General features: G+C 69.1%; 9 protein-coding genes, 1 tRNA gene and 2 pseudogenes. 2 read left to right on the top strand and 10 right to left on the bottom strand.

The genetic code is table 11. The features are described from left to right. Positions 1 to 8: 8 nt before the first annotated feature. The 5 genes and pseudogenes from Y694_RS15350 to Y694_RS15330 all read right to left on the bottom strand — a co-directional run bounded on the left by Y694_RS15350 (position 9) and on the right by Y694_RS15330 (position 8,065). Positions 9 to 2,448, bottom strand: a pseudogene (locus Y694_RS15350) (efflux RND transporter permease subunit). Beyond that, on the bottom strand, positions 2,412 to 3,569 hold the full coding sequence (locus Y694_RS15345) for a YCF48-related protein (protein ID WP_231497715.1): 1,158 nt from the start codon (positions 3,567 to 3,569) through the stop codon (positions 2,412 to 2,414). Before Y694_RS15345 ends, Y694_RS15350 begins: the two are co-directional and overlap by 37 nt. A gap of 94 nt (positions 3,570 to 3,663) precedes the next feature. Then, the gene (locus tag Y694_RS15340) at positions 3,664 to 5,043 is read right to left on the bottom strand and encodes a DUF1329 domain-containing protein (protein ID WP_036234021.1); all 1,380 of its coding nucleotides are present in this window, start codon (positions 5,041 to 5,043) and stop codon (positions 3,664 to 3,666) included. A gap of 11 nt (positions 5,044 to 5,054) precedes the next feature. Continuing rightward, complete coding sequence (locus tag Y694_RS15335) at positions 5,055 to 6,764, bottom strand: DUF1302 domain-containing protein (protein WP_036234019.1); 1,710 nt, start codon at positions 6,762 to 6,764, stop codon at positions 5,055 to 5,057. 248 nt (positions 6,765 to 7,012) lie between these two features. Then, positions 7,013 to 8,065 carry an aromatic ring-hydroxylating dioxygenase subunit alpha gene (locus Y694_RS15330; RefSeq protein WP_036234017.1) on the bottom strand — a complete coding sequence of 351 codons (1,053 nt, stop codon included), beginning with the start codon at positions 8,063 to 8,065 and terminating at the stop codon, positions 7,013 to 7,015. A gap of 274 nt (positions 8,066 to 8,339) precedes the next feature. Between Y694_RS15330 and Y694_RS15325 the strand changes: the two genes are divergently transcribed. Both Y694_RS15325 and Y694_RS15320 read left to right on the top strand, forming a co-directional pair. After that, complete coding sequence (locus tag Y694_RS15325) at positions 8,340 to 10,211, top strand: sigma-54-dependent Fis family transcriptional regulator (protein WP_036234014.1); 1,872 nt, start codon at positions 8,340 to 8,342, stop codon at positions 10,209 to 10,211. 118 nt (positions 10,212 to 10,329) lie between these two features. Further along, on the top strand, positions 10,330 to 10,659 hold the full coding sequence (locus Y694_RS15320) for a tyrosine-type recombinase/integrase (RefSeq protein WP_051495815.1): 330 nt from the start codon (positions 10,330 to 10,332) through the stop codon (positions 10,657 to 10,659). 79 nt (positions 10,660 to 10,738) lie between these two features. Here the strand turns inward: Y694_RS15320 and Y694_RS15315 are convergent. The 5 genes and pseudogenes from Y694_RS15315 to Y694_RS15300 form a co-directional block, all read right to left on the bottom strand. After that, positions 10,739 to 10,815: transfer RNA gene (locus Y694_RS15315), tRNA-Arg, on the bottom strand. Positions 10,816 to 10,853: 38 nt separating this feature from the next. Beyond that, positions 10,854 to 11,372, bottom strand: a complete 519-nt coding sequence (locus Y694_RS26040; RefSeq protein ID WP_231497714.1) for a heme biosynthesis protein HemY — start codon at positions 11,370 to 11,372, stop codon at positions 10,854 to 10,856. After that, entirely contained in the window at positions 11,372 to 12,100 is a 729-nt protein-coding gene (locus Y694_RS26035; protein WP_231497713.1) for a heme biosynthesis HemY N-terminal domain-containing protein, read from the bottom strand. The genes Y694_RS26040 and Y694_RS26035 overlap by 1 nt, the downstream gene beginning before the upstream one ends. 13 nt (positions 12,101 to 12,113) lie before the next feature. Continuing rightward, on the bottom strand, positions 12,114 to 13,181 hold the full coding sequence (locus tag Y694_RS15305; protein ID WP_231497712.1) for a uroporphyrinogen-III C-methyltransferase: 1,068 nt from the start codon (positions 13,179 to 13,181) through the stop codon (positions 12,114 to 12,116). Positions 13,182 to 13,234: 53 nt separating this feature from the next. Beyond that, positions 13,235 to 13,408, bottom strand: a pseudogene (locus tag Y694_RS15300) (uroporphyrinogen-III synthase); the annotation flags it as partial.

The raw sequence follows: 13,408 nt of genomic DNA, 5'->3' as shown, positions 1-13,408 counted from the left end.
CCCGCGCCTCAGGCCGCCAGCTTGTGCGGCTCCGCCGGCACCGCCGGGCCGGCGGCCCGGTCGCTGCGCGCCACCGTGGGCTTCAACATGAAGCAGGCCAGCGCCGGCAGCAGGATCAGCGCGCCCAGCATGTTCCAGAGGAACATGAAGGCCAGCAGGATGCCCATGTCGGCCTGGAACTTGATGTCCGAGAACGCCCAGGTCGCCACGCCCAGGGCCAGCGTCAGGCCGGTCAGCATCACCACCTTGCCGGTGAACAGCAGTGCCCCGTAATAGGCCTGGGCCAGCGTGTGGCCCGCACGCAGCCGGGCCAGCATCACCGACAGGATGTACAGCGCGTAGTCCACGCCGATGCCCACGCCGAGCGCGATGACCGGCAGCGTCGCGACCTTGACGCCGATGCCCAGCATGACCATCAGCGCCTCGGCCAGCAGCGAGGTCAGCATCAGCGGCAGCACCGCCACCACCACGGCCCGCCAGGATCGGAAGGTCACGAAGCACAGCACCACCACGGCACCGTAGACCAGCGCCAGCATCTCGTACCAGGCGCGCTGCACGACGATGTTGGTCGCCGCCTCGATGCCGGCGCTGCCGGCGGCCAGCAGGAAGCGCGCCTCGTCGGAGTCGTGCTGAGCCTTGAAGGCCTCCACGGTCTCGACCACGCGGCTGAGCGTGGCCGCCTTGTGGTCCTTCAGGTAGACGTAGAGCGGCAGCAGGTCGCAGCTCGCCGGCAACAGCTCGCGCGGCGCGTAGGTGAGCAGGGTGCCGAGCGCGGCTTCGTTCGGCACCAGCTCGTACCACTTGAGGTTGCCCTCGTTGTAGCCCACCGAGGACAGCTTGGCGAGCGCGGGGGCCGAGCTGGTGGAGTCGACGCCGGGCAGCTGCTCCAGGGCCCAGGCCAGCTCGTCGATGCGCGACACCACCGGGTAGCTCACGCAGCCCTTGTCGGCGGTCTTGACCATCACCACCAGGATGTCGGCGCTGGCGGCGTAGTTGGCGACCATGAAGGCGCTGTCGCGGTTGTAGCGCGACTCGGGGCGCAGCTCCGGCGCGCCGGGGTCCAGGTCGCCGATCTGCAGGTGCAGGCTGGCCGCGAAGCCGAGCGCCGCCAGACCGGCCGACACCGCGATCGCGCCCAGCGCCCACTTGCGCTCCGTGAAGCGCACCAGCGTGTGCCAGACGCGGTGCCGCTCGCCGCCGGCGCTGTCGGCCAGCTCGGTGCGCAGGCTGCGCTCGGCCGCCCGGCGGCTCACGCCGGTGTAGGACAGCAGCACCGGCAGCAGGATCAGGTTGGTGAAGATCAGCACGCCCACGCCCAGGCTCGCCGCGAGCGCGAGCTCCTTGATCACCGGGATGTCGATCACCAGCAGCACCGCGAAGCCCACCGCATCGGCCAGCAACGCGGTCAGCCCGGCGAGGAAGAGGCGGCGGAAGGTGTAGCGGGCCGCCACCAGCTTGTGCGTGCCGCGGCCGATGTCCTGCATGATGCCGTTCATCTTCTGCGCGCCATGGCTCATGCCGATCGCGAACACCAGGAACGGCACCAGCATCGAGAACGGGTCGAGCCGGAAGCCCAGCGTGGGCAGCAGCCCGAGTTGCCACACCACCGCCACCAGCGAGACCGACACCACCAGCAGCGTGCTGCGCAGGTCGCGGCTGTACGCGTAGACCATGGCCGCAGCGATCACGATCGCCACCGCGAAGTACTTCAGCACCTCCGCCAGCCCGTCGATCAGGTCGCCGATGATCTTGCGAAGCCGGTGATGTGGATGCGGATCGTGGCCGACTCGTGCTTCGCGCGCAGCGCCTCCACCTGGCGCGCGAACTCGGCGTAGTCGAGCGCCTGGCCGGTGGCCTCGATGCGGCTGAGCAGCGGCACGTAGATGATGCTGGACTTGAAGTCGTTCGCGACGAGCTGCCCGATCTGCCCCGAGCGCTCGATGTTGGAGCGCACCTTCTGCAGCGCCTGCGGCGATCCGTCGTAGTCCTCGGAGATCACCGTGCCGCCTTCCAGGCCCTCCTCGGTCACCGCCGTCCAGCGCACCGCCGGCGTCCACAGCGACTTCATGTAGCGCGATCCACACCGGGCAGCAGGAACACCTCGTCGTTGATGCGCGCCAGGGTCTCGAGGTAGGTCTTGTCGTAGATGTCGCCCGAGGTCGTCTCGACCGCGATGCGCACCGAGTTGCCCAGGCCGCTGAGCTTGCCGCGGTACTCGAGGAAGTTGATCACGTACGGGTGCGTGGTCGGGATCATCTTCTCGAAGCTGGCATTGAGCTGCAGCTTGCCGGCCTGCCAGCCGAGCAGCAGCGTGACCAGCAGGCAGGCGATGAGGACGAGCGGGCGGAAGTTGAAGAAGGCGCGTTCGAGCAAGTTGCCCGAGCGGCGATCGAAGTCTTCGACGCGCGCGATCACGGGATGCGGGTCGAGGCTGGAGTCTGCGTGCATGGATGTCGTCGATGAAGGAACGGCGCTGCGGCGTCAGCGGGCGGCGGGCGGGCAGCCAGGTCCACGCGCTGCGGACCCCGCAGCCCGGCCAGTGCGAGGGCGCCGTCCTGCGTGGGCACCAGGCCCGCGATCGGCGGCTGGGGCGGTCCGTCGCGGCGCTGGAAGCTGCGGCCCTGGTCGCGGCTGACCAGCAGGTCGCCGGCCGAGCTGGCGAGCACCAGCGTGCCATCGGCCAGTTCGGCCGCGCCGCTGATCGAGACGGGCAGCTCGGTGCTCGCCCGGCTCCAGGTCGAGCCGCGGTCGGCCGACACGTAGGCCGCGCCGCGCAGGCCGTAGACCAGCAGGCGGTCGCCGCGGGTGGCCAGCAGGCCGAACCAGCTGCCCCGGTAGGGCGACTCCAGCACGGCGAAGTCGCGGCCGCCGTTGTCGGAGCGCAGCAGCAGCCCCTGCTCGCCGGCCAGCACGATCGAGGCGCCGCTGACCGCGACGCCGTAGAGGTGCAGCGAGCGCGGATTGGGGAGCCGAGCGCTGAGCGGCGTCCAGGTGGCGCCACCGTCCTCGGTGCTGAGCGCGAGGTTGTAGGCGCCGACCACGATGCCGCGCTTCGCGTCCTGGAAGTGCAGCGCGAGCAGCGGCTTGTCGGGGCCGTCGTCGGCAAGCAGCTGGACGTAGTCGCGGTAGGCCGGCGCGGCAGCTGCGTCGGCACGGGCTGCCTGGTCGAACAGCGCCGGCAGTTGCAGCCCGTCGAGTTGCTTGGTCCAGGTTTCGCCGCCATCTCCGGAATGCAGCACCACACCGAGGTGCCCCACGGCCCAGCCCTGGCGCTCATCGACGAACTGCACTGCCGTCAGGCTGGCCTGCACGGGCGTGGCCGCCTGGCGCCAGCTGGCGCCGCTGTCGTCGGAGAGCAGCACGATGCCGCGCTCTCCGACGGCGACCAGCCGCTTCCCGGCGGCGGCCACCGCCAGCATCGTGGAAGACAGCGCCTTCGGCGACTGGAGCGCGGCTTGCTGCAGCACACCGAAGCGCTGCGCCCCGGCGGTTGCTGCGCTGCCCGGAATGGCGGCGACCGCCAGGCACAGCATGCAGGCGAGCGCGATCAGCGAGCGCGATGAAGACATCGACAGACTCCTGGACCTCGAGAGAAGCAGAAGAAAAAGCGGCCCGGCCGGACCTCGTGGGTTCCCGTTGCTGCCGGGCCGAAGCGAGGAGTCCTCAACGTGCCCCGGTCGCGATGGCTTCGGGGCTCAACATGGCTTCATTGAGCTGCTTCGGCACGTCCGGAACGGGGAAGTGCTGCGGCAGGCCGTTGAAATTGCAGTTGTAGTAGTACTGGCCGGTCAGCAGGTTGATGATTCCCCACTGCACCGTGCTGACGACGGCGGGAATGTCCGGCGCCAGGTAGGGCAGCGTGTACTGCAGGTGGTAGAGCTGGCCCTGCGCGTCCCAGTGGTCGGCCATCACCAGCTTCCAGCCGTCCTCGTCGATGTAGTAGCGGCGCTTGGTCATCACGTGGCGCTTGCCCGGCAGCAGCGTCGCCTCGACGACCCACACGCGATGCAGCTCCCAGCGCACGTGGTCGGGGTTCAGGAACTTCGGCGTCACCAGCTCGTCGACCTTGGCCAGTGCCGTCTTGTTGGAGTTGTACGGGATGTACATCTCCTGCTTGCCGACGATCTTGTATTCGTGGCGATCGATCGGGCCCATGGTGCCGAAGGACTCGTCGAACAGCCCGGTGCCCGAGGTCACGGTGTCCGGCGTGTCGTAGGCGATCGAGGGCGCCTTGCGCACGCGGCGCTGGCCCACCAGGTACTGCCACACGCCGCGCGGCACCTTCTCTTCGTTCACGGTCTCGTGCAGCAGGATCACTTCACCGGCCACCGCCGACGGATCCGACTTGACGAAGGACCCAATCTTGTAATGGGCCGGCTTGGCGAGGTAGGTGTCGCGCGCATCCTTGTAGTAGTACGGCCACAGCCACGACATCTGCCCGGCGGACGACAGCGTGCGGTGTCCGTCGCCGGTGACCACCCAGGTGTTGAGCGGGTACTTCTGCGCCACGCCCTCCCACGCCAGCCGCGCGTTGAGCATCACCTCGATGCCGGTCTTGGGGATGGGGAACGGAATGCCGCCGTAGGCATCGACGACGCCATAGCCGTTGTCGGCCAGCTTCGCGGAGGTCGCGTTCTTGAACGTGTTCTCGTAGACCCAGGCCGGCGCGGCCGCCGTGCGGTGCGTCGGGTAGACGTCGATGCGAAAGTCGGGATACTTCTTCATCAGCGTCTTGACACCGTCGCTCAGCCTGGCGTCGTACTGTGCGGCGTTCTTCGCCGAGATCGACGCCACCGGCTTCTCCGCTGCGAACGGGTCGGGCCTGGGCTGGCCGTTCTTCCAGCCCGGCGCGACCTTGGTGTAGCCGCCGTCCCAGGCCGGGATCGAGCCGTCGGCGTTGCCGGCCTTCTCGGCGCCCAGCGGCGTGAGCGTGGTCTTGAGCTTGGCGGCTTCTTCGGCGCTCACCGCGGCGAAGGCCGGCTGTGCGGCGAAGGCCACCAGCGCGAGCGCGACGGCATACGAAATCGAGGGGGTCTTGTTCATGCCGGTCTCCATCAAAGGGCACGCTGCAGCGAGAAGGAAATGAAGTTGCGGTCCTTGTAGAACTGCTTGTAGGACAGCACCGGCGTGGGCGAGTTGGCCGGCGTGAGGAAGCCGTCCTCGCCGCCGTAATAGCCGGTGTAGGTGAGGCCGGCCTGCCAGACGGTGCGGTAGGTCGCCTTCACGCCGATCGAGAAGTCCCCGCCCTTGGAGCTGCCGCCGTTGAAGTTGAAGATCGCCGACGAGCGTCCGTAGAAGTTGTAGCCCACGCCGATCGGCAGCGAGAGGTCGACGCCGTCGACCACCTGGAAGTACGAGGGCTCGAAGATGAAGCGCAGCGCCGCGGCGTCGCGCGTGGTGTTGGGGTCGAGCGCCCCCGGGTTCTTGTCGATGCTGAGCCGGCGGTTCCACGCGACCTCGCCGAGGAAGGCGCCGGCATCCCACAGCCGCGTCTCCGACAGCACGTAGATGCCGGACATCTGCGCATGCGCCGTGTTGCCGACGGCATAGAGCGGATGGGCGTCGTTGTCAGCCAGCACCCCCGGCAGCACCACCTGCGGGTCGCTCACCAGCGCGGCGTTGCGGCGGATCGAGCCCTCGAAGGCCAGGTTGAGTTGCCCGATCGAGGTCGTCGCGCTGGCCCCGTAGGTCTTGATGCCTTCGTGGTAGACCTGCTGGATCGCGCCGACCCGGCCGCTCACCACATCGGGCGCGGAAGACGGCGTGAGGTACAGCGCCGCCCCCTTGTCGTGGTAGCGCGCGGCGTAGACGCCGAACTCCCATTCGCTGCCCGCCGGGGCCCAGCGGAACTGCAGGCCGCCCTGCCCCGAATTGCTGGCCTCGACATCGGGGCCGCGCCAGAACGCCGCCGCGCCACCGCCGGGCGTGATCGGCGCGCCGACGATGAAGCGCTCGGAGCCGTCGCCGACGAAGTCGAAGGCGCTGAGGTAGCTGCCGGCGGCCGGGATGATGCTCTCGCGGAACTTGAACTGGTAGTAGGCGCCCAGCGTCATCTGCGAATTGATCTGCAGCACGCCCGAGACCTGCTCCACCGGCCGCAGGATCTCCTTGAACTGCGAGCTCGGCACAGTCAGCAACTTGACCAGGTCGACCGGGCCTTGCGCAGCCGCGATGCCGTTCGAACCGAAGAACAGACTCTCGCCGTAGATCAGCGTGTGGCGTCCGAGGCGCACCGTCAACGGCATCGAGCCGAGGTCGGTCTTGCCGAAGGCGAAGAAGTCGAGCACCTCGGCCTTGCGCCCGTGCAGCTCGCGCGTGGCATCGGTGAAGCGGTTGTAGCCGACGCTGGTGGAGTTGGCCGAGGCCGGCGAGTCGTGGTCGTTGCGGCGGTTGTAGACGCTGTCGTACCAGGCGGCCCCGCTGGCGCGGAAGCCCAGGCTCTTCCAGCCGACATCGACCTCCGACAGCAGGTCGAGACGGTTCGAGATCAGCCCCTTGTCGAAGTTGCGGTCGCCGTCGTCGAGGTTGACGTCCTGGAGCAGCCGCTCGGACTGGCTCTTGACGCGAAACGCATTGCTGTACTTGAAGGTGTTATCCCAGCGGAGCTTGAGGTCCGGGTTGTCGGTCCGGATCTCGAAGGCGTGTGCCGCGCCGCCGGTCAGGCCGAACGGCAGGGCGAGCGCCGCCGCCGCCACGCAGCGCGTGCCCAGCGCACGAGACGCCGCACACGACCGCCCAAAGGCCGATGTCGATTTCTTTCTCATCTTGTCTCCGTTGTCGATGGGTGTTGTTGACTGACGCATCACCGCCGCACTTCGACCGGTGCGTGGAGGCCGGGATTGCAAACGCGATGCCATGCCGCAGGGCGATCGCAAGCGCTTGATTTCAAAGAACTTCTGCCGCGTTTCAGTGAAAACCCGCACCCTCTTCGGACCCCGCCCGCTTCGCCATTTGTCGAAACGCCGCGGGGCCGATCTCCGCATTTACCGAAGCCGCGCATCGCCGTGTCCCGTCACGCCGGCACGATCTCGATCGCCTGCGCCTCCGCCTTGAGCAGGCGGTCCAGCACCCACAGCAACTTGCCGGGTCCGGCGTCGTGGACGATGTCCACGCTCGGCGCGTCCGGGCGCTCGCGCATGCGCTGGTACTGCCCTTCGAGCATCGCCTTGTCCTCGAGGAAGGCGTCGTTGTTGGCCTCGTGCATCAGGTCGGTGAGGCCCGGCATGTCGGTGGCGCGGCTGCAGCCCCAGGAGTAGTAGTAGTCGCAGGAGTGCGCGTCGCGCGGCGTCACGGCCTGGCTGGAGAAGGTGTCGAGCACGAGGCGTCCGTTGGTCGGCCCCTCGGTCGCGCTGCCCACCTCGTGCACCGAGAAATGCAGGATGAAGTTGCATGGCACGCTCATGCGCACATGGACCTGGATGTCGAACAGCGCGCCCTCCGGGAACAGGTGCCTGGCGAAACTGGGGGGCGGCGTGCGGCGCACGCAGTAGCGGGTGTCGATGCCGCGCTCGGTCAGCTCATGGCGCGGCTTGATGTTCGACCAGGCATCCGATCCGCCCAGCGTCTGGCTGTGCACCCAGGCCACGTGGCTCAGGTCGGCCAGGTTCGCGATCTCCTGCCGGTAGTTGGTGTCGACGCGCACATAGCCGAGCCGCAGGTTCCAGGCCGGGTCGCCAGGACCGATGGCCTCGCAGATCAACGCCGGGTCGGCCTTCGCGGGCTCGCCCATCCAGACCCAGATCCAGTTGTCGCGCTCGACGACCGGGTAGGTGCGCACGCAGGCCTTCTCGGGGATCCGGCTCATGCCCGGGATCTCGGTGCAGCGGCCGTCGGGCCCGAACTTCATGCCGTGGTACATGCAGCGGATCGAGTCGCCCTCCTTGCGCCCCAGCGACAGCGGTGCGTGCCGGTGGCAGCAGCGGTCCTCCATCGCCACCACCGCGGCATCGGGTCGACGGTAGAGCACCAGCGACTCGCCGGCGATGCGCCGCGCCAGCAGGCCGTCACGGCCCAGGCTCAGGTCCTTGTCCCACCCCGCGCAGTACCACGCGTTCTTCACAAACATCGCATCTCCTCGTTGGCTGGTGATCGGCGGCCCGCTGGCCTCCGCGGCGGCACACCGCAAGCCACAGGCCATCGGACGCCGTGCGTCGTGCAAGGCGTCGACTGCTGCACTGCAGCGTCACCGACGGCGGTGCCCACCTCCATGGGAGAGAGGTGGCTGCGAAAGGGCTCGGTCGGGGCGATGGCTGCTGCATCGCAACAGCTGCTCCATAGTGGAAAGCGCTGCCCGGCCCCGCGTCGCGAGCGAACAAAATTCCTCACTCACCGAGGACTCGATGAGCAATCCTCTCCATTCGCATGCGCACGGGATCACGCCGATGAACGCTTCACCTGCACCGAACGCCGCCGACTTTCTCCACGCGCATTACCTGGCCAGTCGCAGCGACCCGTCGGCCACGGAGCTCCGGCCCACGCACCGCGAGTTGGCGGAGTGGCTGACCTTCGACCCGGACACCGGGCGCATCTGGCTCGACGACGAGCGCATGGTGATGCTGAACCACCAGACGCTCGGCTCGCTGCGCAGCGAACTGATCCAGGGCGTCGGTGTGGAGCGTGCGCGCGGCATCCTCACCCGCAGCGGCTACATCGCCGGCATGCGCGACGCGCGCTTCGTGGCCTCGCACTGGCCCAAGGAAGACCCGGTCGGCAAGCTGCTGGCCGGCACGCGCCTGTTCGGCCTGCAGGGCCTCGCCCGTGTCGAGGCGGTGCACTTCGACTACGACCCCGAGCGCATCGCCTTCAGCGGCGAGTTCTTCTGGCATCACTCGCTGGAGGACGACGAACACATCAACGCCTTCGGCGTCGGCACCGACGCGGGCTGCTGGCTGCCGATCGGCTACGCCAACGGCTACGTCTCCACGCTGCTCGGCACGTCGATCATCTTCCGCGAGCTCGAGTGCCGCTCGACCGGTGCCTCGGTCTGCCGCGTGATCGGCAAGGCCGCCCGCGACTGGGACAACGTGGAGGAAGACCTGCGCTACATGCAGGCCGAGGGCTTCGTCGGCGAGCGACCGGGGCCGGAACCGACACCGCGCGACGGCCCGCGCCTCGGCGTGCACGACGCCGCGGCGGATGCGGCGCCGCGCATGGTGGGCGTCTCGTCGAGCTTCAATGCCGCCTGCCATTCGCTGCGCAAGGTGGCCACCACCACCGCGACGGTCCTGTTCTTCGGCGAGTCCGGGGTCGGCAAGGAGCTGTTCGCCAAGATGCTGCACGAGATCAGCGAGCGACGCGACGGGCCGTTCGTGTCGGTCAACTGCGCGGCGATCCCGGAGAACCTGGTCGAGGCCGAGCTGTTCGGCGTCGAGCGCGGCGCCTACACCGGCGCCCACGCGTCACGGCCGGGCCGCTTCGAGCGCTCGCACCGGGGCACGCTGTTCCTCGACGAGATCTCGTCGCTGAGCCTGGTCGCGCAGAGCAAGCTGCTGCGCGCGCTGCAGGAGAGCGAGGTCGAACGGGTCGGTGGCACCCGCCCGATCCGGCTCGACCTGCGCGTGGTGGCAGCGTGCAACGTCGACCTGCGCGAGGAAGTCCGGCAGGGGCGCTTCCGCGAAGACCTGTTCTTCCGGCTCAACGTCTACCCGATCCACCTGCCGCCGCTGCGGGCCCGCAGCGAGGACGTGCCGCTGCTGATGACGCACTTCCTCAAGCTCTACGGTGCCCGCTACGGCCGGCAGATCCACGGCTTCACGCAGCGCGCGATGCGCGCGATGCTGACCTACACCTTCCCCGGCAACGTGCGCGAACTGCAGAACATGATCGAGCGGGCCGTGATCGCCGCCAGCGACGAGCCGCAGATCGATACCGTGCACCTGTTCCGCGACGAGCTGTTCAACGCGAAGTCGACCTTCGCCGTCGGTGATCAGGGCCGGCTGGCCGACACCGAGGGGCCGACGCCCTCCGCGCCGCATCCGGAGCCCTCGGGCGACGAGACGCTGCTCGACCGGGTGCTCCGCCTGCGCAGCGCGGTGCGGAGCCCTCAGGCGTCCGACACCTGGCTCGAAGAGCTGGAGACCCAGCTCGTGGAAGAGGCGGTCCAACGTTGCAACGGCAACATGGCCGCCGCGGCCCGGCTGATCGGCATGGCGCGGACGCAGGTGGTCTACCGCATGCGCAGGAAGAACGTGACGACTCAGGCGAGGGCCTGATCCACCACCTCCACCCAATGCTGCACCGGCACGGCCGTCCCGGACTGCAGGTGCAGGATGCACCCGACGTTGGCCGAGACGATCAGGACAGCGAGGCAAGCACAAGGAGTTCGTCTTCGTGTACCGCAGGGAGCGGGTGAAGAACCTCGACATCGAACCAGCCATGAAGTACCGGCGGGTCGGGACGATCAACAACACCGCGTTCCAGACGGCCCGCACGGAGGCTGGGCTACCCCAGGTGCGGGTGCACGACTTCAGGCACACATTCGCCCAGCGCTTGAGAGATGCGGGTGTGCCGGAGGAAGACCGAGCGCTGCTGCTTGGACATGCCGTAGCGGGTATGGCCCAGCACTACGCAACGTCGACCGTCGAGAGATTGATCGAGGTGGCGAACAAGGTCAGCGAGACGAGGGACAGGACGACGATCCTGCGCGTGGTGAACGGATGAAAGTCACGCAACTAGTCACGCAGAAAAGAAAAATGGGCTAGCTCTCGTGAAGCTAACCCATTGATCCATAACGACATTTTGGTGCGGCTGGCAGGAATCGAACCCACGACCCCTTGGTTCGTAGCCAAGTACTCTATCCAGCTGAGCTACAGCCGCATCAAGCCCTGCAGTTTAGCACGAAGCGTTTTCGCGTCTCAACCCAGGGCTGCCGCGGCGCGGAAGCATTGCGCCGCGCGCTCTTCGTCCCGATCCTGCTCGGCCATCGCCGCCAGGTGCAGCCAGGCTTCGCGGCGCACCGTCGGCGTCAGCGCCTCGTCACGCGCCGCCTGTTCCAGCAGGGCTCGGGCCTTGCCCCAGAGCTGGCGCGCCATCATCGCGCGACCCACACCGTAGGCCAGCGCGCCCTCGCCCGGACAGGACTGGAGCGCAGCCTCCAGGCGCGGCAGCCATTCGGGACCGATGCCGTCGACGGCGTCGGCCAGCGCGAAGGCCAGCGTGTCGCGTTCCTCGCGCGGCAAGGTCGCCACGCGGTCCCAGAAGGGGCGCAGCCAGGTCCGTGCATCTTCGGTCGCTCCCAGCGCGACCAGTTGACGCGCTCCATGGGCGGCCACCACCACATCGCGCCGGTCGGCCGGGTCGAACTCGCGCCAGACCCGTTGGGTCTGCTCGGTGTCACGCGCGGTATCCAGGGCCTCGATGGCCAGCGTGCGCATCAACCCTGCGCAGCAGCCGGCGAGAAGCCTTGATGCTTGGCGAGCAGGCGCGCCGTCTTCAGGGCCTCCAGCGGCTCCTGCGCCAGGCGCGCCGCCTTCAATTTCAGGCGCAGCGCCTGAGTCCGCCGCGACACACCGGGCGGCAGCTGCGACAGCAGTTCCAGTGTGCGGGCGGCATCGCGGTCGTCGAGCGCCCACTCGGCGGCCAGCAGCCGGGCCCCCTCTTCCGCCGGACGCGCAGCGGTGTTGCGGCGGGCCAGGTCGAGCGCCTGCGCGAGTTGCTCGTCGCGACGGGTACGGTCCTGAAGGCGGTGCAGGCTGCCGGCAGCAAGCAAGTGCCCCAGGACCGTGAATTCGGCATCCTGGCGCAGTTCGGGTGTGTCGGCCTGGATCGCCACCGCCCGCTGCGCGGCCTTGTGGGCGCGCCCGTAGCGGCCGCCGAAATACTGCGACAGCGCCTCGCGCAGCGCGCCCTGGGCAATGCGGTCGCGACGCGACACGCGCCATTCGCGCGCCCGCCGCGGCAGCCCGATCAGCAGCCCGACCGCCTGGATCAGCGCGTTCAGCACCAGGCAGAGGCCGACCAGGATCACCATGAAGAGGTTGAACGACAGGTCGACGCGCCACGGCGCCCAGTACAGCGTGACGAGGTTGTCGTTGCTGCCGAGCAGGCTGGCCGCCACCACGGCCACGATGGCCAGCAACAGCAACCAGATCACGTTGCGCATCGGAGCCGGCGCCTCAGCGGCCCGCCGCCGCGGTCGTCAGCGCCGCCAGCGTGTCGTCCGGGCGCGGCACGCCGGCCTGGCGCGCCTGCGGCACCACGCTGCGCAGCAGTTCGGTCAGCAACTGCGTCTTGCGCGCGCCGCGGTCGAAGTAGTTGTCGACGGCCGCGACCGCAGCCTGCAGATCGGACTGCGCCGTGTCGAACTGGCGACTCATCAATGCCAGCCGCGCGTTGAGCAACCGGAGCTTGAGGTTCTCGCGCAGGAAGAATCCCTGCTCGGGCGCCAGCAGCATGGCCTGCGGCTGGTCGATGCGCGTCACGCGCAGCAGGTGCGCGTCTCCGCCCACAGGCCCTGCCACCAGTCGCCCAGTCCGCGCGCAGGCCGCCGACCGGAGCCGCCGACGCTGCGGCACTGGCCGGCGAGGGGCAACGCGCGCGACCGCACGCGGCGCCTTCGCTTCGGCCAGGCGCTGCGGATCGAGCACCTGCAGCGGCGCCTCGTCGACCAGCCGCGCGGCCTCGTCGAGCTTGATCGCCAGCGAGGCGATGTCGGCCACGCTCACGGCCTTGACGCGATCGAGGTCGCGCGCGATCGCGCGTCGCACCGGTTCGAGCCGCGGCTGGCTGACGCGCGCGAGGCGCTCGTCGGCCGCCTTCAGCGCCGCCACCAGCGGCGCGGCGCTGCCGGTGATGGCGGTCTGCTGCAGCGCGACGCGGATGCCGGCATCGATGTCGACCACCAGGTTCTCGTCCCGTGCACGCGACAGCGACTGGATCAGTTCTTCGAGCTGGCCGCGCTGCGCGGTGATCTCGGCCAGCCGGCTCTCCGTCAGCGTGACCTTGGCCACCGCGTCACGCGACAGCTCCTGGGCCTGCTTGGCCAGCAGCTGGGCCTCGGTGGCCTGACCGGCGCTGTCCTGCTGGCGCCGAACCAGCTCCTGCTCCAGCGTGCGCACCCGGCGCTGGCCGTACCAGGCCATCGACAGTGCGGTCACGCTGACCAGCAACAGCAGCAGCATCAGCCCCAACTGCAAGCGCCGCGACCGCGTCGAACGGGTCGCTGGCTGGACGACGACCGGCACGGGGTGCGGGGGAAGAGGCGCGGGCGGCGCGACAGGGGGCTCTGGGGACTCGCTCACGGTGCTGACGATTCTATCGGCCGCTCTCCATCGGACCGTGACACGCCGATCGCGGCGACCACCGCCTCGAGCGTGGGCGGCGCCTCGATCACCCGGCCGAAGCCCGCCCCGCGCGCGCGCTGGGCGATGCGCGGATGCGTCGCCAACGCCTGCGCGGTCCGCCAGTCGGG

It is taken from the genome of Methylibium sp. T29-B (assembly GCF_000576225.1).
Classification (GTDB): domain Bacteria; phylum Pseudomonadota; class Gammaproteobacteria; order Burkholderiales; family Burkholderiaceae_C; genus Methylibium; species Methylibium petroleiphilum.
The sequence above is the reverse complement of the archived record's forward strand: the minus strand, read 5'-3'. Positions and strand labels throughout refer to the sequence as shown.

Bases quoted from the DNA above. Each gene is read 5' to 3' on its own strand.
- Y694_RS15345 (WP_231497715.1), bottom strand. From the start codon at position 3,569: ATGTCTTCATCGCGCTCGCTGATCGCGCTCGCCTGCATGCTGTGCCTG.
- Y694_RS15340 (WP_036234021.1), bottom strand. From the start codon at position 5,043: ATGAACAAGACCCCCTCGATTTCGTATGCCGTCGCGCTCGCGCTGGTG.
- Y694_RS15335 (WP_036234019.1), bottom strand. From the start codon at position 6,764: ATGAGAAAGAAATCGACATCGGCCTTTGGGCGGTCGTGTGCGGCGTCT.
- Y694_RS15330 (WP_036234017.1), bottom strand. From the start codon at position 8,065: ATGTTTGTGAAGAACGCGTGGTACTGCGCGGGGTGGGACAAGGACCTG.
- Y694_RS15325 (WP_036234014.1), top strand. From the start codon at position 8,340: ATGAGCAATCCTCTCCATTCGCATGCGCACGGGATCACGCCGATGAAC.
- Y694_RS26040 (WP_231497714.1), bottom strand. From the start codon at position 11,372: ATGCGCACGCTGGCCATCGAGGCCCTGGATACCGCGCGTGACACCGAG.
- Y694_RS26035 (WP_231497713.1), bottom strand. From the start codon at position 12,100: ATGCGCAACGTGATCTGGTTGCTGTTGCTGGCCATCGTGGCCGTGGTG.